Annotated in this window: 18 protein-coding genes; 4 read left to right on the forward strand and 14 right to left on the reverse strand. The window is 56.9% G+C overall.

Going from position 1 to position 23,292, the window contains the following annotated elements; genetic code table 11:
* Window positions 1-37: 37 nt before the first annotated feature.
* Together VGM18_09325 and VGM18_09330 are read left to right on the forward strand one after the other, a co-directional pair.
* Window positions 38-376, forward strand: a complete 339-nt coding sequence (locus tag VGM18_09325) for an L-rhamnose mutarotase (GenBank protein ID HEY3973192.1) — start codon at window positions 38-40, stop codon at window positions 374-376.
* An 81-nt stretch (window positions 377-457) separates the two neighbouring features.
* Window positions 458-1,123, forward strand: a complete 666-nt coding sequence (locus VGM18_09330; protein HEY3973193.1) for a DUF2461 domain-containing protein — start codon at window positions 458-460, stop codon at window positions 1,121-1,123.
* A 109-nt stretch (window positions 1,124-1,232) separates the two neighbouring features.
* Here VGM18_09330 and VGM18_09335 read toward each other — a convergent pair whose 3' ends face one another.
* Window positions 1,233-1,958: a hypothetical protein gene (locus tag VGM18_09335; protein HEY3973194.1), complete on the reverse strand. Its 726-nt coding sequence runs from the start codon at window positions 1,956-1,958 to the stop codon at window positions 1,233-1,235.
* 83 nt (window positions 1,959-2,041) lie between these two features.
* Here VGM18_09335 and VGM18_09340 point away from each other — a divergent pair, with 83 nt between their 5' ends.
* Window positions 2,042-2,377 (forward strand): iron-sulfur cluster assembly protein, encoded by a 336-nt coding sequence (locus tag VGM18_09340; GenBank protein HEY3973195.1) that lies wholly within the window; start codon window positions 2,042-2,044, stop codon window positions 2,375-2,377.
* A gap of 49 nt (window positions 2,378-2,426) precedes the next feature.
* Here VGM18_09340 and VGM18_09345 read toward each other — a convergent pair whose 3' ends face one another.
* Window positions 2,427-2,705: a hypothetical protein gene (locus tag VGM18_09345; protein HEY3973196.1), complete on the reverse strand. Its 279-nt coding sequence runs from the start codon at window positions 2,703-2,705 to the stop codon at window positions 2,427-2,429.
* A 129-nt stretch (window positions 2,706-2,834) separates the two neighbouring features.
* On the opposite strand from VGM18_09345, the gene VGM18_09350 reads away from it, so the two are divergent.
* Complete coding sequence (locus VGM18_09350) at window positions 2,835-3,992, forward strand: P1 family peptidase (GenBank protein HEY3973197.1); 1,158 nt, start codon at window positions 2,835-2,837, stop codon at window positions 3,990-3,992.
* Between the two features lie 89 nt (window positions 3,993-4,081).
* Here the strand turns inward: VGM18_09350 and VGM18_09355 are convergent, their stop codons facing one another.
* The 12 genes from VGM18_09355 to VGM18_09410 all read right to left on the reverse strand — a co-directional run bounded on the left by VGM18_09355 (window position 4,082) and on the right by VGM18_09410 (window position 23,268).
* Window positions 4,082-7,078 carry a sigma 54-interacting transcriptional regulator gene (locus VGM18_09355; GenBank protein ID HEY3973198.1) on the reverse strand — a complete coding sequence of 999 codons (2,997 nt, stop codon included), beginning with the start codon at window positions 7,076-7,078 and terminating at the stop codon, window positions 4,082-4,084.
* A gap of 305 nt (window positions 7,079-7,383) precedes the next feature.
* Entirely contained in the window at window positions 7,384-7,809 is a 426-nt protein-coding gene (locus VGM18_09360) for a hypothetical protein (protein ID HEY3973199.1), read from the reverse strand.
* Between the two features lie 246 nt (window positions 7,810-8,055).
* The gene (locus VGM18_09365) at window positions 8,056-8,484 is read right to left on the reverse strand and encodes a response regulator (protein HEY3973200.1); all 429 of its coding nucleotides are present in this window, start codon (window positions 8,482-8,484) and stop codon (window positions 8,056-8,058) included.
* 262 nt (window positions 8,485-8,746) lie between these two features.
* On the reverse strand, window positions 8,747-9,643 hold the full coding sequence (locus tag VGM18_09370) for an OmpA family protein (GenBank protein ID HEY3973201.1): 897 nt from the start codon (window positions 9,641-9,643) through the stop codon (window positions 8,747-8,749).
* Between the two features lie 191 nt (window positions 9,644-9,834).
* Window positions 9,835-10,065: a hypothetical protein gene (locus VGM18_09375; protein HEY3973202.1), complete on the reverse strand. Its 231-nt coding sequence runs from the start codon at window positions 10,063-10,065 to the stop codon at window positions 9,835-9,837.
* 127 nt (window positions 10,066-10,192) lie between these two features.
* Window positions 10,193-11,530 (reverse strand): aminotransferase class III-fold pyridoxal phosphate-dependent enzyme, encoded by a 1,338-nt coding sequence (locus VGM18_09380; GenBank protein ID HEY3973203.1) that lies wholly within the window; start codon window positions 11,528-11,530, stop codon window positions 10,193-10,195.
* A 109-nt stretch (window positions 11,531-11,639) separates the two neighbouring features.
* Window positions 11,640-13,130, reverse strand: a complete 1,491-nt coding sequence (locus VGM18_09385; protein ID HEY3973204.1) for a CoA-acylating methylmalonate-semialdehyde dehydrogenase — start codon at window positions 13,128-13,130, stop codon at window positions 11,640-11,642.
* A 234-nt stretch (window positions 13,131-13,364) separates the two neighbouring features.
* The gene (gene gabT / locus VGM18_09390; protein ID HEY3973205.1) at window positions 13,365-14,726 is read right to left on the reverse strand and encodes a 4-aminobutyrate--2-oxoglutarate transaminase; all 1,362 of its coding nucleotides are present in this window, start codon (window positions 14,724-14,726) and stop codon (window positions 13,365-13,367) included.
* A gap of 98 nt (window positions 14,727-14,824) precedes the next feature.
* Window positions 14,825-16,306, reverse strand: coding sequence for an aldehyde dehydrogenase family protein (locus VGM18_09395; GenBank protein ID HEY3973206.1), 1,482 nt, complete (start codon window positions 16,304-16,306; stop codon window positions 14,825-14,827).
* Between the two features lie 16 nt (window positions 16,307-16,322).
* Entirely contained in the window at window positions 16,323-17,831 is a 1,509-nt protein-coding gene (locus VGM18_09400) for an APC family permease (protein ID HEY3973207.1), read from the reverse strand.
* A gap of 91 nt (window positions 17,832-17,922) precedes the next feature.
* Window positions 17,923-19,299, reverse strand: a complete 1,377-nt coding sequence (locus VGM18_09405) for a glutamate-1-semialdehyde 2,1-aminomutase (GenBank protein HEY3973208.1) — start codon at window positions 19,297-19,299, stop codon at window positions 17,923-17,925.
* A gap of 129 nt (window positions 19,300-19,428) precedes the next feature.
* The gene (locus tag VGM18_09410) at window positions 19,429-23,268 is read right to left on the reverse strand and encodes a TonB-dependent receptor (GenBank protein ID HEY3973209.1); all 3,840 of its coding nucleotides are present in this window, start codon (window positions 23,266-23,268) and stop codon (window positions 19,429-19,431) included.
* Between the last annotated feature and the right edge of the window lie 24 nt (window positions 23,269-23,292).

Raw genomic sequence — 23,292 nt, forward strand, 5'->3', positions numbered from 1 at the left:
AGGGGACCGCACGTTTCGCCGCTGTCACCGAGGCCCCATGAAACGACGCTTTTGCCTGACTCTGGACCTGAAAGGCGATCCCAAGTTGATTGCCGAGTACAAACGCTATCACGAAAAGATATGGCCCGAAATTACGGGGAGTATCAAAGACTCCGGCATCGAAGACATGGAAATCTATCTGCTGGGAACGCGCATGTTTATGATCATGGAAGTGAATGAATCGTTTTCGTTCGAGGCCAAGGCGCAGGCCGATCGACTCGACCCCAAGGTGCAAGAGTGGGAGACGCTGATGTCGACATTTCAGAAGTTGTTGCCGCAAGCGCAACCAGGCGAAAAATGGCTATTGATGGAAAGAGTGTTCAAATTGGAAGAATAAACGCGTTGCATTACTGCGGCCGAGCGTGGTCTGGATAATGGGTGCTTTACTTTTTCCGCGGTACTTCTTACTTTAGTCGTGATGCCGGCTTATTTCACCGCTGAGCTGTTTCAGTTTCTTACTCGTCTCAAGCGCAACAACAAGCGCGAATGGTTCCAGGCCCATCAGGAAGAATGGGAAAGCCATGTGCGGCAGCCGGCCCTGCGTTTTATTACCGACTTCGCAGCACCCTTGGCAGAAATCTCTCCCCACCTTATCGCCGATCCTCGCCCGTCGCGCGGCTCCCTGTTTCGCATTTACCGCGACACACGCTTCTCGCACGACAAGAAGCCCTACAAGACGCATATTGCCATGCGCTTTTCTCATGTGGGCAAAGATGTGCACTCTCCCGGTTTCTACCTGCATCTCCAACCTGGAGGCTGTTTCGCAGCGTCGGGCTTGTGGCATCCTGAGGCGCCGATTCTCTTGAAGGTACGAAACGCCATGGTTTCGCGGCCCGAGGAGTGGCGACCGGTCCGCAAACTTCTTAACTGGGACGACGCCAGCAGACTGAGTCGGCCGCCCCGCGGCTTCCCTGGCGATCACGAATTCGTGGACGACCTGAAGCTGCGCGATCTGGGCAGCGCGTTGAACTTCACCGATTGGCAGGTATGCAGCCCGCGGTTCATGACGATCTTCGTTACGGCGTGCCGCAAAATGTCGCCTGTTGCCGCGTTCTTGAGCAGCGCTGTCGGACTAAAGTTCTAAGAGGAATCTCTTGCGCAAAGGTAGGCAGCCTCTTCGCACACCTTGAGTCGTTTTGCAACTTCGCATCAAAGTCGTTTTTCGATGCCTGCAATTCCGTTTCGGACGATACCTATGGTCCCGGTTTAACCTCTGTCGCTTTGCCATTCTGGTAGACGACGACGACCGGCTTGCCGCCGTTGGGATAGCGCAAGGTCTTGTCCGAAGAACTGCTTCCGCCGTCGGGTATGCCGATGCCGATCGCAAAGTCTGCCTGCATTTCGTTCATCCCGGGCCTCACCTCGTGTTGGGCCACGGCCTGCCACACATCTGGCGACCAATGTTTGTACAGGTCGTGCGGATCCTCCACGAAAAACATTTCGTCAGAATAGATTTTGTATTGTTCATCCGCTTCGTACCCGATCGGCACGGCGTAGGTCTTCCCATCTTTTTCGAACACAGCCATCACTTGGCTGCGCTCGCCCTTGCCCACGGGCATGGCAGTTACTACGTCTTTTATCTGCAATTTTTCGATGGGAAGAAGCAGCCCGGCGCTGTGCGCGAAATCGACTTTACGGCTGACAGGGTCATAGCTGTTGTAGGTGTAGCGATAGCCTTCCTTTACCCACACGGGTTGCTGAGTCAATTGCTTCGCACTCTTCAGATCGTAAGGATGAAGCTTTTTCGGATTCACGTAGTAATCAGGATTGGAATAACCGACGTTGAGCGCCTGTTTCTGCCTTTCATCCGCGACCTGATCTTCATGGCGTTGATAGAGAACGTAGCCCGCCCGCAATCCCGCGACCACCATTGCCAGCAGCAGAGCCAGTTGTAGTTTTTGCCTCGCCTCGGGAGTCATGGGCAAACTTTACCAGATCGGCCGCTCTCGAGGCAGACACGCCGGGATCTGTGACGTTGTAAACTGGAAGAAGAGGTTCAACTATGCCGACGATCACGGAGCAAGACGTTTTGAGCGCGCTGAGGAGTTGCTACGATCCCGAGATTCCGGTCAACATCGTCGACCTCGGTCTGATCTACAAGGTGGATTTTGCGCCCGTGCCCGCCGAGAGTTCCGCAGACCCTAGCCAGGATGTCACTGTCGAGATGACCCTGACCGCGCAAGGCTGCCCAGAACATGTCAACATCAGCGCGCAGGTCAAATCGCGCATCGAACAGTTAGCCGGGGTGAGCAACTGCACCGTGAATGTTGTCTGGACTCCGCCGTGGACTCCGGAGCGCCTTAGTCCGGACGCGAGAAAACAACTCGGCATCGAGTAAGGCGGGCGGGCCTCCGACTTGAAGAGCCATGACGTCCGAGGTCCGCTTTTCATCCACCAATTTCTTCCCACGCTTCCATTGCGCTCCGGCCGGCAACCTCGCTGATCCGCTTGCCAGCTTGGCCAGCCATCTCCAGCACGCGCATGCCGCGCTCAAAATAATCGGGCAGCGCGCGGCGCACTTCGTCGAACTTCTCGGGATACTCCGATGCCAGCACCGCGAGACCGACCCCGGTAGCCAACACTCCCGCGGGAAATCGCTTCTTGACAAAGAGAATGCCTGCGGTGCCCATTGCAGCGAGAACGACTGCTTTCTTCCAGCTATCCATAACTCTCCTCTAAAGCACGAAACTTAGTTGGGGATAGTACGCCGCCGCTGAACCCTCTCAAGAAGCGTACCAGACATGGCATCCCGCATCGCTTGGATGCACTTTATACTTCGTCGTGTTGGAGGGCCCATGTTCATTTCGCGATTCCGTTGGACCGCAGTCATGGTGACGATCATTCTAGCCGCTAACGCCGCCGCGCAGTCCAAGCCGCGAGCCCGCGACCTTGGCGTCCCTTTCGATGGCACGCCGGGGCCAAATAACGCAATCACGGATGTGCGGGGGGTTGAGGTTGGCAATACGACGCTCATCTCCGGCGAAGGCAAGCTTGAAGTCGGCAAGGGACCGGTTCGCACCGGCGTCACCGCCATTCATCCCCGAGGCAAAGGCAGCAACGATGCCGTTTTCGCCGCCTGGTTCACCTTAAACGGCAACGGCGAAATGACTGGCACCACGTGGGTCGAGGATTCCGGGTTTCTCAACGGGCCGGTGATGATCACGAACACGCACAGCGTCGGAGTCGTGCGCGACGCCGTCATCGCCTGGAAAGTCAGGCACGGCACACCGGACATGGAGGGTTACTGGTGGTCGCTACCGGTAGTCGCCGAAACCTGGGATGGCGATCTCAATGACATCAACGGATTTCATGTTAAGCCTGAAGATGCGTTTCATGCGCTCGACACCGCCCACTCCGGCCCTGTTGAGGAAGGCAACGTCGGCGGCGGGACAGGCATGATCTGCAATGAGTTCAAAGGCGGCATCGGCACTTCCTCTCGCATTCTCGATGGCAAATCGGGTGGTTACACTGTTGGCGTACTGGTGCAGTGCAACTACGGAGCGCGCGAGCAGCTTCGGATCGCGGGAGTGAACGTGGGCCGCGAGATTCCCGAGCATGCCGGCCGACAGCAGGATATTGGTTCCATCATTGTGGTCGTCGCCACCGATGCGCCGCTCATCCCGACTCAACTGAAGCGGATAGCAAGGAAAGTCTCGCTCGGCCTCGGCCGCGACGGCAGTTACTCGGGCGACGGATCGGGGGACATCTTCATTGCTTTCTCTACTGCGAATCCTGGCGCGGTCGGCACCAAGGGACTCAGGCAGCTCACGATGCTTCCCAACGATTCGCTTAACCCGATTTTCCTGGCGACAGTGCAGGCCACTGAAGAAGCGGTCGTCAACGCGATGGTGGCCGCCGAAACTATGACCGGCATCAATAATCACACGGTAGTCGCACTGCCCCACGATCGGCTTCGCGAGGTGTTGAAAAAATACAACCGCCTAAGCAAGTAGAGCGAACGCGCTGTGCCTGCGCCAGCAGACAGCAGATTCCTCGGGTTTGCGCGGAATGACAAATTACGAACTAAACTGCGAGCAAAGTTCTAGGAAGGCCCAAACGTACCCGCGCCATTGCGGTAGTCCTGCACTTCGATTCCGAAGCGCTTGATCATCGATTGCAGGGTCGTGCGTTTAATGCCAAGCCGGCGGGCTGCGCCTTCGGTTCCCGATAGCACGCCGTTGGTCTGCCGTAAAATTCGAATAATGTGCTCACGTTCCATTTCCGTGAGATTGTCGTCGTTGAATTCCGACGGAATTTCCAATTCCACGGGCGGCGCAGCCAGCACCCGCCCTTTGCTTAAGATCACCATGCGTTCGATCATGTTTTCGAGTTCACGGATATTACCCGGCCAGTTCCACTTCTGGAGGATTGCCATGGTCTCGTCAGGAATTTCCTCAATATGCTTTCCCATGCGCATGGAATGTTTACTGACAAAGTGATTCACCAGGATGGGAATATCGCCGCGGCGATCGCGCAAAGCGGGTAATTGAATTGGGAAAACATTGAGCCGATAAAACAGGTCCTCGCGAAAACCCCGGTCGGCGACGTCCTGATGTAAATCGCGGTTCGTGGCGGAAATGATGCGGACATCAACGTGTAAAGTGCGCACGCCACCGAGCCTCTCGAACTCGCGATCTTGCAACACCCGTAATAGCTTGGGCTGTAATTCGAGTGGCAGTTCGCCGATCTCATCCAGGAACAGCGTCCCTTTATCCGCCAGTTCAATGCGTCCGACCTTCTGACTGACGGCTCCGGTAAAGGCTCCGCGCTCATGGCCGAAAAGTTCGCTCTCCAACAATCCCGAAGGCACAGCCGCGCAGTTGAGTTTGACGAAGGTCTGGTCGTGCCGGGCACTCAACGCATGCACCGAGCGGGCAACTAATTCCTTCCCAGTGCCGGTTTCACCGAGCAACAGCACGGTTGAGTCGGTGGGCGCCACTACGCGAACGTTTTTCAATACCTGGCGCAATGCAGGACTCTGTCCGATGATCTGTTCAAAACCAAGTTCGGTTTGAATCTCGCTTTCTAAGTACGATTTTTCCTGCGCCAACTTATCCCGCGCATCTTGCAGTCGATCGGCCATCTCCCGGAATCTTGCGATGTCCATGCAAGCGCCGGTAATCCCGGTCACACCGCCGTCAGCTCCGATCAGCGGCTCGATTGTGACATCCAGAGCATATTTCCTGCCTTCATGCGAAATCACGACGTCCTCTCGCGCGGCTACTCCGGTTTCCAAGACGCGGCGCTTCAGCTCCATCAGATTCGCCGCTTTCTTCGTCCCGATAATGTCCGCATCGGTCTTGCCCATGGCATCGTGCTGCCAGTAGAGCTGCGGGTTGTAAATCCAGGTGTAGCGCAGCTCGCAGTCCTGGTTGAAAACTGTGATCGGAGAATCCTTCAGCGCTACGCGGAAGCGCTCTTCACTGGCCGCCAGCGATCGTTCCGCCTTCTGCCGTCCTTCTTCCGCTTTCACCCGTTCTGTGACATCGCGCTGGATGCCCCAGGTGCGCACTAACTTCCCTTCCTCCACAACTCCAATCATGCTGTTGAGAAACACTTTGGGATTGCCGTGGCGATCGATTTCATGGGATTGGCGCTCCACAACGCGAAAGCCAGAGCGGACGTACTCCCGCATGAGATCCCGATTTCCCGGATCATCCGGCACCAGCATGTCGGCCAGCCGTTTCCCGATCATTTCGTGCGAGGATGCAAATCCGTACATCTTCACTAAAGCGTCGTTGCACTCCGACACGTAAGAGTCGCGTCGAATGCGTGCCACCAGCTTGTCTTCGGGCAGATCAATGGGGACGGGGACGGTCAGATCCTCGCGAAAGATTCCTTCCGAACTTTGCGCCACGAAGCTCCGGTAATCTTCTTCGCGGCTTTGCAGGGCCAGTTCGGCACGTCTTCGTTCCGTAATGTCATGCGCCATCCCCCGTACCACAGGGAAGTCAACGCCCTCGGTGCGAAGAGTGTTGTTGTATTCCCAGGTCCGGCGTTCTCCGGTGCGGGACAGGACAATCATGAGCCCTCGGTCCGCGCCATGTGCCCTTAACCGGCCCAGGTACCCATCGAACAATTCACGATATTCGGGCGCAATAAGATCGCGCATCGGAATGGCCAGCATTTCATCGACCTCATATCCCAGAAGTCGCGCCGGGGCCGGATTCACCGAGAGCAGGTTCCCGTTCAAATCGTGGGTACAAACGAGATCCTCGCTGTGTTCGACCAGATCGCGGCATCGGTCTTCACTCTCGCGAAGTTTATTTTCCGCGTGCTTTCGATCGCTGATGTCCCGGGAAACCGCGACGACATAATTGCTCTCCAGTTGGACCAACCTCATGCTGGTCTCTACCGGAAAGGTCGATCCATCCTTTCGCCGGTGAATCCCCTCGATCACCACAAAACCAGATTCACGGAGCTTTTTCAGCATTATCGTCCGCGTCGATTCGTCCAGGTTAGGATTGACATCGAAAATCGTCATCGCCAGCAGTTCTTCCCGGCTGTAGCCCAGGTCCTGGCAGGCCTTCTCATTGACATCCAGGAAGCAAAACGTTTCCGGATCAACCACCTTGACAGCATCGTTGGACTGATCGATTAGAGTGCGGAACAGGCGCAGCGAGCGCTCGGCTCGCGTGCGTTCACTTTCGATTGCGTGAACGCTATCCCGGCGCCGCCGGTACAGATTGGTAAGAACGCTGAGAGCTAATCCGACGACCAGAAACAACATTACGCCATTTCCATTGATGGGAAGACCGAACCTTGATGGGACGGCCATTCCGGAGAACAAAAAGCTTGCTGACGCCGCCGACAAAATGACGGCGAAGACTCCGGGGCCGAGCCCCGCAGTCCATGCCACTAGCCAAATCAGCGGGTAGAACAGCACGAAAGGCGCGTTTGCGCCCAATATTTTATTTAAGGCGTAACGTGACAGGGTTGCGACGAATACAGAAATCAGGGCGAGGCCATATCGTCGCGGCCAGGTGTCAAGCGTGTATACAGAACTGGCGATGGTTCCCTTTCGATCGGCAAAACTCATAGCCAACCTTTCATACTGGGATTTCCCTGGGTCAAGAACCGTGCTCGTGCACCATTCCCTTTCAGGGAAATGGCAATAAAGCGCAACAACAGCGTCTGGCAACGCTTCTTCCGCACGGAAGCGCTCTTATCGCGCCACGGTTCGTCTCGTGGCATGGCTTTCGTCGGCCTTGGGGAAGACCGCGAAACAGTTGTTCGGGATCATAACAGGAGAATTCGGGGAAGTGACAAAAAATGACAAATCAAGGAGATTCCCAAAACGGGAATCCTTGCGCTCGTTCCACATTTAGCAGGAATTGGTGAGGACTAGAGCGGCTCCAACTTGAATCGGCTCGGGACCGGGCCTGAGGGCAGCCCGGCGATCGATCGCGCCATAGTTTGTTTCAACAGTTGCGTGATTTCGAGGTCCAACATGTGGCGCTCTTCCGCCCAGAGTCGAGTGAACCGGAAGGGTTGCAAATAACCGTGAGCTCCGCACATCTTCACACACATCGGAAAAAGCATTTGGGCCTGCGGCCGCACAATACTCAAACCCACCGCAATCGTCAGGTCAACCTTACATCTTTCGTCCAGGTAGGCAGGGAGTTCCAGCAATCCTCCGGTGACCGAGAGTTGATGAAGCTTGGCCTGCACTTGCCGGCCATTTTCGAGCTGAATGATTGCGGAAATGCGCCCCCGAAGATTTACGCGGGGAGCGCGTGTGGAGAGCTGCGGTTGAGGGAAGTGGGGCATTCTATATTCAATTATTTCGCCGACGAACTCACGAATGGTGGGCTCCGAACACGGGAACGGATATTGCGTTGCGATCCAGTGGAACACTAGTAGCCAACAACCGACTCGTCCGCTGCATCCTGGCCCAGTCGTACTCGTAGGCTATCCCGCAGGCGAGACATCGCTGATAGTGGCGTCCCTGCTGGTCAATGCGCGGCCACGCGAAACGATGGGTACAGCCACGTCCCAGAATCTGCTTCAGAAAATTCAATGGCTCACCCTTGGGTTTCGGCTCTTCCAGTGATCGAGCCAGCGGGAGAAGAAGGGCTTGCGATGGTCACCCAATAAATCCTGCAAGCTCGAGAGCAGAATGTTGGGTGGCTGCGATTTGGACACAAACGAATCTACCGAATTCAGTTTGTGGGCGGGCAAAGGGCCATAGGCCGATAGAAGCATGATTGGGACGTGGGCATTGATCCGTTTTATCTTCGCGGCCACAACATCTCCGTTCATCCCCGGCATTTGGTAGTCCACAACCACCGCATCTACGGCATGGGTGCGGAACAGCTTCAATCCTTCATCGCCGCCGGTCGCCTCCAAGACTTCGTAACCGCTCTCTTCCAGCAGCATTTTTCGTCCAATGAGCCCATTCCAATGGTCGTCAATGCAGAGAATTCTTGCCTTTGCGCGAGACACGACTCACGTTCCGATCCGGCCAGGAGTTGGTTGGGTTGAGCGCCGCCGTTCTCATTCGTCCCTATACAAGAACAAGACGTGAGCCGGCCAGCTATGAACTGCGTGGCAACTTAATTCTGCTGGCTGCACCGCTGTTCCGCAAATTACGAATGGACAATCCATCGGTAGTTACTCCCCCCGGACCTTTGCCGCCACCCTGAGCGTGGACCAAGAAAAAAGGCGAGTCGTCTGGACTCGCCCTCTCGTTGCGGCTCAACAGCTTTCAGTGTTGCGTCGAACCCATAAGATCGTTTCTCATCAGGCTGACTTCGACTCGCCCTCCGCTGCTACGCTTCGCCGTATCGCTGCCGCCGGCCGGCGCGTTGCCCATGCTCAACACATAAATGCGGTACACCGGAATCTGGTGACTGAGAACCAGATAACGCACTACCGAATCCGCCATCTTCTGGGAACTCGCAATGGCCGCCTGCCCCCTGCCGGGAGCATATCCGCTCACTTCGATGATGTAGCTGCGTTGGTCCTTGAGCGGAGTTGCCATTGCGTCCAGTGCATCTTTAGCGGCCTTGCTCAACATGGTCTGACCCGTGCGAAAGCGAATTTCGGTTTGGCCGGTTCCCTTGTACTGATCGAGGTTGCCCACCATCTGCTCGGTCGATGCAACGCGTGCAGATGCCTGGGTTGCAGCCGTCTGCGCAAGTTGCGCCTTGTTGCCGGCATCGTTCGCATGTTGATCCGCCAAACTGGATTTTTCCGACGCCAGCTGAATACCCTGCTGAGCGCGCATATCCACATCCTTGATTGCCTTGCCATTTTCCGAGGTCAGCTCATCCAGTTCATTGATCCGGTCCCGGATGGGAGCCACATGCCGCTGCACATATTTTTTGCTGGCAAATGGATGCGTCACCAGATTCACCACATTCGGATCGTCGCCATCCCAGAAATTCTGCGGAGTATCGGCCTTGATTGGCTCTCGGTCATCGGAACTCGCGGTCTGAGAGGAGGTCGCAGCAGCGCCCTGAGCGGGAGCTGTGGAAGAAGATTGCTGTGCGAACGCCGGATGTGGCAACGTGACGGACATTACCGTGCATACGAGCAACCAAGGCAGCATGGACTTCAGCGCGGAGATCGACATCTTTGTTTCCATTTTCTTTGTTTTCATTTTCGGACCTTCGTTTTCCGAGTGGTAGATCGGGAGACTCCACCCTGGGCAGATAGAAGTCTTACATTGTGCTCTTGGCGGGCCAAACGTGCAAGCTCTTCCTTTTGGCGATTTTGTTGGGCTGGCGGCTCAAATCCAGCGCCCTGCAAGGACTTTCGCCAACGTTAACGGTCGATTTTGGAAGAGAAAAGTCAGAAGGCCTGCGGCGGATAATGCGTGTTCTTGCGCTCCGTCTTCAACATCTTATTTTGCGCCTTCCGTTGCGCCTTGGCGTACTTCTTCGTCGCCTTCTGCTGCTTTTTCTCCGCCTTGCGGGAGGCGCGACTGTGCGACCAGGCGCTGCTCTGTGTCTGCGCAAAGCCCTGCATCGGGCACGCCACGCACAAGACACCGAACAGAATAAGAGCCGCAAGTACTTTCACTAAACCCTCGCGCGCTACCGTTGGCGCGTTCCACCAAGAACAATTCTACATCAGAGCTGTAGATCATTCCGCGGGGGATGGAAGTCCAAGGTCCCGGGTCTGACGCCCAGCGCCCTGATGCCCAACTTTAATCCTTTACTGCTCTATCGGTAATCTCCAGCCCCTTATCGATAATGGCGAATGCCTCTCGGAGTTGCGCTTCATTGATGCAGAGCGGAGGGTTGGTGTAGAACGAGTTCCAGCGCACGATCGTGTACAGTCCCTGCTCCCGGAAGAAACGGCCCAGCGCTCCCATCTCCTCCGAAGTTCCGTTGAACGGAGCCATCGGCTGCCGCGTCTTCCGGCTGCGCACCAGCTCTACGATCCCAAACAAGCCAATTGAGCGCACCGCGCCAACCGAAGGATGCTTGGCCTGCAACTCGGCTCCGAGGTCTTTCATAATCGCGCCCATCTTCCGCGAATTTTCGATGAGCTTATCCTCCTCGTACACGCGAATCGTCGCCAGCGCCGCCGCGCATCCCATAGGATGCGAGTTGTAAGTCAGCCCGCCGTAGAACACCTTGTCCTGAAAATGTTGCGCGATGTGGTGCCGCATGCCCACGGCTCCCAATGGGAGATAACTCGCAGTCAGTCCTTTCGCCATGCAGATCAGGTCCGGAACCACCTTCCAGTGATCGATGGCGAACCATTCGCCTGTGCGCCCAAACCCAGCCATAACTTCATCGGCAATCATCAGGATGCCATATTTGTCGCAAAGCGTGCGCACGCCTTGCATGTAGCCGTCGGGCGGAATGAGTATGCCGTTCGTGCCGACGACTGTTTCGAGTATGAAAGCCGCAATCGTCTGCGGGCCTTCGAGTTGCATGGTCTCCTCAATCATCGTGAGCGAAGTTTCAGCCGACTCCCAGCCGCGCTCGATGCCGTGATAAGGATCCAGCACGCGCACCACTCCCGGAATCCCCGGTTCAGCGGGCCATCGACGCGGATCGCCGGTGAGCGAAATGGCTCCCGCCGTTGCCCCATGATAAGAACGATAGCGGGCCATAATCTTGTGCCGGCCGGTGAAAAAGCGCGCGAGCTTGATGGCATTCTCGTTGGCCTCAGCGCCGCCATTCGTGAAGAAAAAAGTGTCGATGTCGCCCGGAGTGATTTCCGCGAGCTTCGCACCCAGGCGCGCCCGCGGCTCGGTCGCCATAAACGGATTCGCGTAAGCGAGCGTTTGTGCCTGCTCATGAATCGCCGCGATCACACGTTCATCGCCGTGTCCAATGTTCACCGACATCAACTGACTGTTGAAGTCGATGAAGCGCTTGCCTTCGGGCGTCCAGAAATAAATGCCCTTCGCCTTGGCCACAGGAATGGGATCGACCTTCGATTGCGCCGACCACTCAAACAGCGTGTGCTTCTTGGTGAGATCAATGATTTCCTGGCCGGACATGGCGGGATTCACGGTTGCTGTAGTCATTTTTTCTCATTTCACGAATTGAGTAATTGGGAAATTTTGTAATTGAATAATTGTCGGCCGCAGGCGTTTTCAATTACCCAATTTCTCAATTTCGCAATTACTCAATTCCCTAGAATTTCCTCGAATGCTCTTTCGCCCAACGCTCCACCACAACTTTCTTGTCGGTGTAGAACTCGATAGCGTCGCGCCCCTGCCCATGCAGATCGCCGAAGAAACTATTCTTCCATCCGCTGAATGGGAAGTAGGCCATGGGCGCGGCGACTCCAATGTTGATGCCGATATTTCCCGCCGGCGCCTCGTAACGAAAACGCCGCGCCGCCGATCCGCTCGACGTAAACAGCGATGCCTGATTCCCATAAGCGCTTCGTTCGAGAAATGCCAGAGCTTCGTCCATGTTATCGGCGTGGACCAGGCTCAACACCGGACCAAAGATTTCCGTGTCCGCGAGATCGCTCGTCGCCGGGACGTCATCGAGAATCGTCGGCTTCACAAAATTTCCGGATTCGTATTTCGGAATTTTCGAGCCGCGCCCGTCGATCAGAACCTTCGCGCCCTGTTTTTCCCCGACACCGATCAGCGACTCCACGCGCTCTTTGCTCTGCGGCGTAATTACCGGACCCATCTGCACGCCCTCTTCAAGACCATTGCCCACGCGCAGTTTCGAAGCAGCATCCGCAATCGAGTCGCGAAAAGTCTTCTGCGCTTCGCCAATCGTGACCGCTACCGACACCGCGAGACAACGCTGCCCGGCGCAGCCGAAAGCGCTGTCGCTGATGATCTGCGTCGCCATCGGCATGTCGGCATCCGGAAGCACGACCACGTGATTCTTCGCGCCGCCTTGGCATTGACAGCGTTTCCCTTGCTCGCCCGATCGCGCATAAATGTAGCGCGCTACCGGGGTTGATCCGACGAAACTGATCGCTCGTACCTTGGGATGATCAATCAGTGCATCCACGACCGCTTTGCCGCCATTCACCAGGCTGACCACGCCCTTCGGCAGGCCAGTCTTCGCCAGCAACTCGTACACATAACGCATCGTGAGCGGGACGCGCTCGCTCGGCTTGAGAATGAATGTATTCCCTGTGGCGATGGCGTAAGGCAAGTACCAGAACGCGATCATGCCTGGAAAATTGAATGGCACAATCGCAGCGGTCACGCCGATCGGTTGCCGGATCATCATCTCGTCGATGCCGCGAGCCACATCTTCCAGGTTGTAGCCCTGCATCATCATCGGAATGCCGCAGGCCACTTCGACATTCTCGATGGCGCGCCGCATCTCAGCTTTCGCCTCAGTGAAAGTCTTGCCATTCTCCGTCGTGATAATGCGCGCGATGTCGTCGATGTGCTCTTCCAGCAGCATCTTCAGCTTGAACAGCGGTTGAATGCGGTCTTCCGGTGGCGTGCGCCGCCATTCGGGAAACGCTGCCGCCGCGGCTTCGACCGCAATGTTCACCTCTGCCGCCTCCGCCATGGGGACGGTGGCCAGTATCTCGCCCGTTGCCGGATTCACGACGTCGCGCCATTCCGATGCGCGCGACTCGGTCCATTGGCCGTTGATGTAGTTGGTGAGCCTGGTGGTGGGGGGTGCGGCTACGCTCATGGGATACCTCTGCTATCGCGAAGAATGAGTTGCCGAGTGCCGTGGAACCGCGCCGGCAATTTTGGTGGTGGTTTGGCCTTCTTATCTAGCGTTGTCATCCTGAGCGTAGCCGTTTTTCAGGCGTAGCGAAGGATCTCCCGCTTAACCAAGTCGGCGCGTCAGCCAAACTTCGTCACCGGCACTCTTTTCAGTATATAGCGGCAAACTCCGCCGCCCAAGAGACTGAGAACTGTTTTACACCAACTGTGCAGCCGCGCCTTTGCGGTCGAGCACGCTCGCGATGGCGGCTTCGAGCACGGCGAGCCCTTCGTCCATTTGTTCGTCGGTTACCACCAGCGGCACCAGCACCCGAATCACGTTGGAGTACGAGCCGGCGGTGATTGTGATCAGACCATGCTCGTAGCAGTACTGCGCGATCTTTTTTGTCTCCTCGGCTGCTGGCGCTTTAGTCTTTTCCGATTGCACGAGTTCGATCGCCTGCATTGCGCCCAGGCCGCGCACGTCGCCAATCATCGGCCACTGGCTCTGCCATTCGCGGGCGCGCCTCTGGAAGCGATCGCCGAGGTCGTTCGCGCGCTCCAGTAAATCCTCCCGCTCGAACAAATCGAGCACCGCCAGCGCGGCCGCGCACGAGAGCGGATTGCCGGCGAACGTGCCGCCCAGCCCCCCGGGGCCGGGAGCATCCATGATTTCCGCGCGTCCGGTGACCGCGGCCAACGGCAATCCCCCGCCCAGAGATTTCGCGGTCACGAGAAGATCCGGTTCGATGCCGTAACGCTCGCTGGCAAAAAGCGCGCCCGTGCGTCCGAAGCCTGACTGGACTTCGTCGGCAATAAAAAGAATGCCGTACTTGTGACAGAGTTCAATTAGTACCTGAAAATAGTCCGGCGGTGGCGCGATGAATCCGCCTTCTCCCAGCACCGGCTCGGCGATCACCGCCGCGACTTCCTCATTCGCAACTACGCGCTTGAATGTGTCTTCCAGATGCCGCGCGCAGTAAAGATCGCACGACGGATACTTCAGGTTGTAAGAACAGCGGTAGCAATAGGCAAATGGCACACGGTAAACATCACTCGGAAACGGCGCGAAACCTGCCTTATAGGGATGAGTTTTGCTGGTCAGCGCCAGCGTCATCATGGTGCGCCCATGAAAGGCGTCTTCGAAGGCGATGATGCCGGGCCGCTTGGTGTAAGCCCGCGCAATCTTCACCGCATTCTCGACCGCCTCGGCGCCGCTGTTCACGAAAATCGTTTTCTTCGGAAACTTTCCCGGCGTCACCTCGTTCATGCGCTCCGCGAGCCGCACGTAGCTCTCGTAGGGCGTCACCTGCACGCAGGTATGCAGGAAGCGATCAAGTTGATCCTTGACGGCAGCGACGACTGCTGGCTGGCGATGTCCTACATTTAAACAGCCGATGCCGCCGGCAAAATCCAGATAGCGGTTGCCGTCGACGTCTTCGAGCCAGGCGCCCTCGGCCTTGGCCACGTAGATCGGCGTACCGTGAGAAAGTCCGCGCGGTACAGCTTTTGCTCGCCGCTCGGAAAGAGCCTTGGACTTCGGCCCCGGAATGGAAGTACGGAGTTGAATAGTGGACATCGGTTCTCGCCGTTAGTCGTTAGCCGTTAGTCGTTAATCGCGCGTCATTAGGAAGACTTCCTTCGCTCGGTACTCGATACTCGCAAGTCGGTGCTTGTTCAGTACCAGCCAATCGGCGCTTCGTTCAAATTAATATGTACCTGTTTGGTCTCGAGATACTCTTCGATCCCGCCAGGGCCTAACTCGCGGCCGAACCCGGATTGTTTGTAGCCGCCCCACGGCGCTTCCACGTAGGTGGGCTGCATGTGGTTGACCCATACAATCCCCGTACGCAGCGCTTTCACGGCGCGCATGGCCTTGAAAATATCGCGCGTCCAGACCGCGGCAGCGAGGCCATAGGGAGAATCGTTGGCAATTTTCATCGCGTCCTTTTCGTCTTCGAACGAAATCACGGTCGCGACCGGACCAAAGATTTCCTCGCGGGCGATGCGGGCACTGTTGGTTACATCGTAGAAAATCGTCGGCTGTATGTAGTAGCCTTTGGCAAACTTTTCGGGGCGTCCGCCGCCCGAGGCAAGCTTGGCTTCTTTCTTGCCGATTTCGAGATAGGAATTCACGCGGTCGTATTGCTCTTTGCTGACCAGCGGCCCCATCTTGGTTTCGCGCTCCAGCGGCGGACCAAGCTTGATCTTCTTCGCCTTCTCGGTCATGGCTTCGACGAAATTCTTGTAAATGGATTTCTGCACAAGGATTCGGCTGCCCGCCGAGCAAACTTCTCCTTGATTGATAAAGACACCGAAAAGCGCGCCGTCGATCGCAGCTTCAAAATCGGCATCGGCAAAAAATATGTTCGGCGACTTGCCGCCAAGTTCCAGAGTTACGCGCTTCACAGTATCCGCAGCCTGCTTCACAATAATTTTTCCCACAGCCGCGCTGCCAGTGAATGCGATCTTATTGACGTCGGGATGCTGAACCAGCGGCGCGCCGCAAGTCTCACCAAATCCCGTAACAATATTGACCACGCCCGGCGGCAGCCCGCAGTCCGCGAAGTGTTTTGCGAATTCCAGAGCAGTCAGTGGAGTCTGCTCCGCCGGCTTCAGTACGCACGTACAGCCAGCCGCCAATGCCGGCGCCAGCTTCCACGCCGCCATTAGCATGGGATAATTCCACGGAATAATTTGTCCGCAGACGCCAACCGGCTCTTTGAGCGTCAGGCTCATGGCGTTGTCGGGCACGGGATTCACCGAGCCGACCACTTTAGTGGCGAGCCCACCGTAGTACTCGAAGCAGGTTGCGACATCGGCAAGATCGTATTCAGCTTCGACGATGGGCTTGCCCGTGTTTCGGCACTCCAACTCGGCAAGCGCTGAAAGATTCTGACGCACTTTGTCGGCGAGCCGGAATAAAACGCGCCCTCGCTCCTGGGCCGTCGTCGAAGCCCACGGACCGTCTTCGAAAGCGGCCTTGGCTGCGGCGACCGCGCGGTTCACATCGTCAGCCCCAGCCTCCGGCACTTGCGCAATGATCTCTTCGGTCGACGGATCGTAAACGGGGAAGGTCTTCGCGGACTTGCTCGACATCCATTCCCCGTTGATGAACATCTGATACGTTTTCACTTCGGTCTGAACTCCGCTGGGCATAAGACTGGCCTCCAATTTACTGGTGAGCTTCGCTCACCACCGCCGGGGCGGGCGCTATGATGATTTTCGATCCCCTGCGCCGGCCATAGACAAAAAAGAAAAACGCGGCCAAGCCGACAAAAAACAGAGTTCCCCCGACCATCCAAATCTCGTAGGGCCACAACGAAGTAATCTGCTGGGCGGGGAAAAATACCAAGGCAATGCCGAGAATGGTGGTTAGCAATCCACTCGTACCGGCGAGAAACAATGTGATCCGGCTGTACTGGCCTTTCGGTCGCGATTCCGTAAACGCAAATCGCACCAGCGCACCGAACATATACACGAACGGCACCAATTGCAGAACGACGGCGAGCGAAAGAAGCTTTTGAAATACTTCGCCCGCGCCTGCCGGACTCAAATATAAACCGCGAGACAAGCCGAACAATCCGGCGAGATGGTTCCAAATCCACCAGCCATAGAAATTTCCCAACACGAGAAGGGCCGACACGATTACCTGCACGATCAGCGCTGCATAGGGCGTGGCATAGCGCGGATGTACCCGGCCCAGCCAGGAGGGCATGTAGGAATCAAGTCCGGCGACGAACGGGATGCGCGCGCAGCCACCCATCCACGCGGAGCCAATGCCGGCGATGGAGAGGCTGAGCATAAGAGCAAAGGGGACTGTGATCCATCCCAAGCCAATGTCGCCGGCCATATGGCTGACCGCTTGCACGATGCCCTGAAGCACGTTGACGTTTTTGCCGACGGCAATCAGCAGGGTCAGAGTCGCTCCCACATAGAGCGCTCCGGAGAGCAAGCCGCCCCAGGCGACAGCTCCGGGTAGCGTGCGGCGCGGATCCTGAATCTCATCGCCCATAACTGAGGCGAGTTCGAGACCGACCAGACCGAAGCAGATGACGCCGAAAGAATTCAGGACGAAGCGAGGATCGGCGGGAATCTTAAAGTCAGCAGCCGTAATCGTGGTGCCGAAGCGCGACCAGACGATTACGCCCAGACCAATCAGCACCGCGGCTGCGATGAACGTTCCGATGGCGCCAAAGTTGTTGATCCACTTGCCGACACCGAGGCCGAGAATGTTGAGCCAGGTCAGCACCCCGAGCAGCGATAGAGAGGCAACGCAGGCAAATATTCGATTGTCGGCCAATCCCAAGTGACCCGGGCCAAGCGCGTACACCGACACGCCGACAAAATAAAGCATGACCGTCGGCACGTAGAGCATGTTGTTGGTCCAGTAGCACCAGCCGGAGAGGAATCCATGAAAATCGCCGAATACTTCCTTGGCCCACAGATACACGCCGCCTTCGCCGGGATAGCGATGGGCGAGTTCAATGACCGCGATCCCCTGCGGCCAGAAGAAAAGAAGCAGCGAGATGATCCACAGCCAGATGGTGACGCCACCGTTAGCGGCGATCGAAGGAACCACATTCAGATTGAATACCGCAACCACGAAGAGCAGCACGAGATCGCGCCGCCCGAGGGCGCGGATCAGGTTTGGAGCATCGGCGGATTGGGCGGTGGTGGACAAGTTGTCAATTGTCGATTTTCAGTCGTCGGTCGTCGGTCGTCGGCTTACACGGTTCTGCGATGGCGGACGACCGAAGACCAACGACGGTTTCTTAATGCGCGACCGCGACCGGCGCAGCGCGCTCCTGCTGCGCCTTCGCCAGCGAACCCGCAATGTCATCGAACGCCGCCAGATGCTTGTCGATGTCCGCCTCAGTGTGCTGCACCGAAATCGTCCATTGCTCGTCCCACCAGTAAGGCTGCGCCATGACGCCGCGATTGACCATGCCGAACCAATAGTGACGCCACAGGTCGATGTCGATCGCTTCCCAGTCGCGATAATTCACAATCTCCTTCGGATACAGCATAAGCGCGCCATTCGCTCCAGCTTGCGCGATGTAGGCCTGCAATCCTACTTTCGCGATCGTTGCGCGATAGCCATCCGCCAGTTTCTTGCCGAGTTTGTCGACCTTGGCGTAGTTCTCGCGAGTCAGCACTTCGCGAAACGTTGCCAAGCCCGCGGCCATCGATACCGGGTTTGTGTTGTAGGTGCCGCCGTGAAAAACTTTGTGCTGCGAGATCAGGTCCATCACCGACTTGCTCGCGCCGAATGCGGCCAGGGGCAAGCCGCCGCCGATCGATTTCGCCAGACAGATCATGTCAGGACGAACGCCGAAATATTCGCTCGCGCCGCCCCAGCCCAGTTTCGCGCCGGTCTTCACTTCGTCGAAAATCAGCAGCGCGCTGTTTTTGTCGCAAATCTCGCGCAGGCCTTTCAGAAAGCCGGGCCGCGGAATGCACAGGCCGACATTCATCAGAATGGGCTCGAGAATGATCGCCGCAATCTCGCCCGGATTCTCCTTGAACCTCCGCTCGACAGTTGCCAGATCGTTAAAGGTTGCGATGAGCACGTTGGCGAGCGCCGACTTTGGAACGCCAAGACCACCGGAAACTTGCGTAGGATTGTGGATGTCGCCGTAGTCGGGAGCATGGGGCTTCACGCTGACCAGCGCGCTGTCGTGCAGGCCATGATAGGCGCCTTCAAATTTCACAATCTTGTCGCGGCCCGTGGCTGCGCGGGCCAGCCGAATCGCGTGCATGGTGGCTTCGGTCCCACTATTGCCGAAGCGACACATTTCGACCGGAAACCGGTTGCAGATCTCTTCCGCCAGTTCCCACTCCATATCGTGCGGCATGCCGAACATGGTGCCGGTGGTCAGGCGCTTCTCCACCGCCTTCATCACCGCAGGATGGCAATGTCCAGCCATGAGCGCGCCAAAGGTCAGGTTGTGATCGATATATTCGTTGCCGTCAAGATCGCGGAACTTGCTGCCGCTGGCCTCTTTCACAAAAATCGGCCAGGGATCATATGCGCGATAGTTGCTGGCGACGCCCAGTGGAATTCGTTTGAGATTCTTTTTGTGGGCTTCGGCGGACTTGGGCGTTCGCCGCTCGAAGGTGGCGAGTTCTTTCTGTAGATCGGGATACATCGAATTGCTCCGGGATAGACTCAGGCCAGCCGCGTTCCGGCAGGAATATTCCGGAAGACGAGCGGGCCATTAGATTGCCCAGACGGTTAGAGCCGCCCGGGATGCGACTGTTCTACTCTACTCTCTTTGCTAGAAGTAATACTTCAGCGCAAACTGCACGTCGCGGGCCTCACGCGCCGATTGTATTTGTCCGAACGTCGTGTCGCTGAAATTGCCGTCCGGATTCACGAATTGCGTTTTGTTAAACAAGTTGAAGATGTCGGCGCGGAACTGGAAATACTTCGTTTCGCTGACGGCGATGCGCTTGGAGAAAGTCATATCCCACTGATTTTCGCCCGGGCCGCAGCAGATGGAGCGGGGAGTGGTTGAGAACGTCCCCAGCGTCGGTTCGCTAAATTGACCCGCGTTCAGATAAGCGTTGTTAGGAGCTGTCTTTGGATTCAGAATTTGGAGCGGCCCGGTCAATTGCGGCGCCCCCGTACCCAGGAAGAACAGGCTGCTGATCAGTTCGTAGTCGTCGGGATCGGAGAGACGGATGGGGAAACCGCTCTGCAACTGCACAATGCCCGACACAGCCCAGTCGTTTAGCGCCTTGCCGGCAAATCCATTGTACTTTCGAACCGGAAGCTCCCAGTAGAAGTTCACTACGAACCGCTGCTTCGAGTTAAACAGCGAGAGCGCGCGGCTCGCTTTGTAGTTAAAGGGATTCACCGTTTCTTCGAAACTGGAAGCCCAGTCGAGCGATTTGCTGAACGTATAGGACGCCTGCAGTTGGAGGCCGTGCGAGAACCGTTTCTCCAGCATCGTCTGGAGCGAGTTATAGGCCGAAGCTGCGATGGTGTCCTCGGCGAATATATTGGTGAAGATCGGCACGCCGTCCAGCGGGCAGCCTTGTCCTATATTCGCGCCGGTGGCAACGCAGTTTGGCGAAGAGAAGGGCCGGAGCCCAACCAACTGTACCGGAGTCCCGCCGGTAGCCCCGGTGACGGTCGATCCGTTGGGGAGGTGGAAATTGAAACCTTGCGGAACCGTAAGGCTGTACGGGCTATCTTCCGCGAATGGTCCGCACGCTCCCGGTCCCTGGATGGTGATGATGTCCAGACAAGTCTGCGGGTTCGATGCATTGATGTCATGCGACGCCAGCAGGCGGTGCCCTTGCGAACCAACATAGTTGATCTGCCACAGCAGGCCATTGGCAATCTCGCGCTGAACGCTGAAGTTGTACTGCGCAGTGTATTGCGTCCGCATGTGCGGCTGAAAGTCCCCGTACAGCAGAATCGGACGAAAACTAGCCCAATCCTGAGGTTGGCCCGGCGTTGGACTCAGAATCCCCTTGAAGGGATTCGGGTTGACCAGGCCGTTTTGCTGGACGAAGGGCGTATTGAAGAACGTGCCCGGCAAGTACGTGCTGCCCCCAAACGGCGGTTCGGCGCCGAACTGCTCAAGAACGAGCTGTTCCATGGGGTTGTAGAAGAGTCCCCAGCCGGTGCGAATGCTGGTCTTACCGTTGCTGCCAAACAGCTTGCCTAGAAAGCCGTCGTTAAAGTTAGGACTGTAGGCCAAGCCGACGCGGGGAGCGAAAGCCTTGTAGTACGTCTGAGTCAGACCGTTGGGGACGCCGGGATCACCCGGGAACACCAGGCCAGTAGGTTGTACGCCTGCCTCGGCGCAGGTGGAAACTCCGAAATTCGTCTGTTCGGCAGCCGTCAACGTGCACGGATACACGGTTGAGTTCTGTCCTGGTCGGTACGTCTGTACATGGTGCAGCGCATCGGTCAGTGGCGTATCCAGCTCCCAGCGAAGTCCGTAATTCAACGTCACATTCGGTTTGATCTTCCAACTATCCTGAGCAAACAGATACACGCCAGTGTTGCGCACGTCTTCTCGCTGCGCCGAACCTTGGGAGTAGCTGTCAGCCAGTCCCAGTAGATAGTTAGGATAGGAGTCGGTGCTGCCATTTGGTAGCGTGTACTGCACCGAATCCGTGGTGGTGCTGTTAAAGGTAAAGTTTCCGCTGACATTGTAGTAGAGCGTTTGATCAAAGCGGGAGCGGCGAACGTCCGCGCCAAACTTCATCGCATGTGTGCCTTTTACCCAAGTCAAACTGTCGGCCCACTGAAACGTGTTGCCGACTTGAGGAAGCTCGCCCTCCCATCCATTTCCGATCGCGAAACCACCGGCTACGCCCACGAAAGGAACTCCCGTACGGTTGCTGGGCAGGCCCGTGGTAATTCCAGCCTGCGACGCAGGGTAACCAGAATTGGCGATGATCGTATTAATGGCGCTGGAATCCGACGTCCCCGTGAAACAGTAGTTTGCGACTGCCGAAGTGCAGGAGTCCGTCACCGGGTTGGTGGTTTGCGGATGCTGAAAGGTGAGCTGGCCTTCCCGCATATAGGTGAAGCGGGCCTCATTGATCAGTGAATTGGAGATCGTCCACGTGTGGCTTGGATTGAACTGCTGATAGCGGGAGCCTACGTTGGCGCCAAAGCCGGGAATATTCGCGCCCGAGGCCTGGAAATTATAGAACGGCTGAAAATTGCTGTCGTTCGTGAAGTAGTAATAAAAGCTGAAATTCTGATGATCGTTGATGTGGTGATCCAAGCGCAAAGTGAACTGATTCTGGGTGTCGGCGCTGACCGGCACCGCCTGGTAATAGCCGCCGTTGGCATTCGAGCGATTGGCCGCCGGAACGAAACGCAGCAGATCCGTCGCCACTGGGTCCATACACGCGATCGGAATCTGGTTCTCTAGCCCGGTCGCGGTGGTGAACACTCCGGGATGCGATACATTGGAACTATCCATATATGTCGAGTAACCGACTCCCGCTTCCGGCACGCTCCCCCCTTGATTCTGAATGGCCTGGGTGCAGCCGGGTCGTCCGTTGAGAGCGTCCGCTACAGTCTGATCTGAGATGACATTTCCGAACGGCATTCCGGCCGAGAAGTCGCCAGACCTCTCTGCGGGAGTGGGCACGATGACCGTTTGTCCCGAGATGCCCTGACGAACCCGTCGTCCTTCATACGAGACAAAGAAAAATGTGCGATCTTTCACAATCGGCCCACCGAATGTCCCGCCAAACTGATTTTGATTCTCCTGCGGCTTGACCGTATTGAAATAACCTTGCGCATTCAAAATCGTATTGCGGAAATATTCGTACAGGTCACCATGCCATTGATTGGTCCCGGACTTGGTGACAACGTTCACCACTGCACCAGAGTTGCGTCCGTATTCCGCGTCGAAAGTGTTGCTGATCACGCGAAACTCTTCGATAGCGTCCGGAGTCGGCTGGATGGTCGGCAAGTTGACGAACTGGTCGTTGGCGTCGCCGCCGTTGACGCTGAAATTGTTGGCGCGGCTGCGGCCCCCGTTCACCGAAACTGCTCCCGCGTCGTCGCTGCCATAGAAGGTTCCGCCACTCGACCCTAGCTGGGACTGCACCCCAGGCTGCAACTGTAGAAATTGATAGGTGTCGCGGGCGTTCAGCGGCAGTTCGTTTACCGAACGATTGTTCACGACCGCACCCAACTGTGTGCTGGTGGTGTCGACCAGCGGAGCTTCCGAGGTCACATCGACTACTTCTTTATTCTCTCCCAACTGCAAAGTCATGTTCAGCGTGATGACCTGGTTCACGTCGAGCGAGATGCCGTGGCGCACCGCCTTCTTGAAGCCGGTCAGATCGAAGCTGACGGTGTAGTTCCCAACCGCGAGATTGGGAAACACGAAATCGCCGCTGTCGTTGCTGACGGTATCGGAGCCGATGCCGGTCGCATCATTCGTGGCCGCAACTTTCACTCCGCTCAACACCGCTCCGCTAGGGTCGGAAACCCGTCCCAGGACCCGGCCTCCAGTACCCTGGGCGAGGACCAACGTAGGCATCAGCAGGCAAACAGCAGCCGCCACGCAAACCATTTTCAGAGACGTCAACGAGAGGCACAACTCACACCAGCGGGCTCGCAGCGACGGCATGGAACCTCCAAGACATCTTCGGGA

The sequence above is a fragment of the Candidatus Sulfotelmatobacter sp. genome, assembly GCA_036500765.1.
Taxonomy (GTDB): Bacteria; Acidobacteriota; Terriglobia; order Terriglobales; family Acidobacteriaceae; genus Sulfotelmatobacter.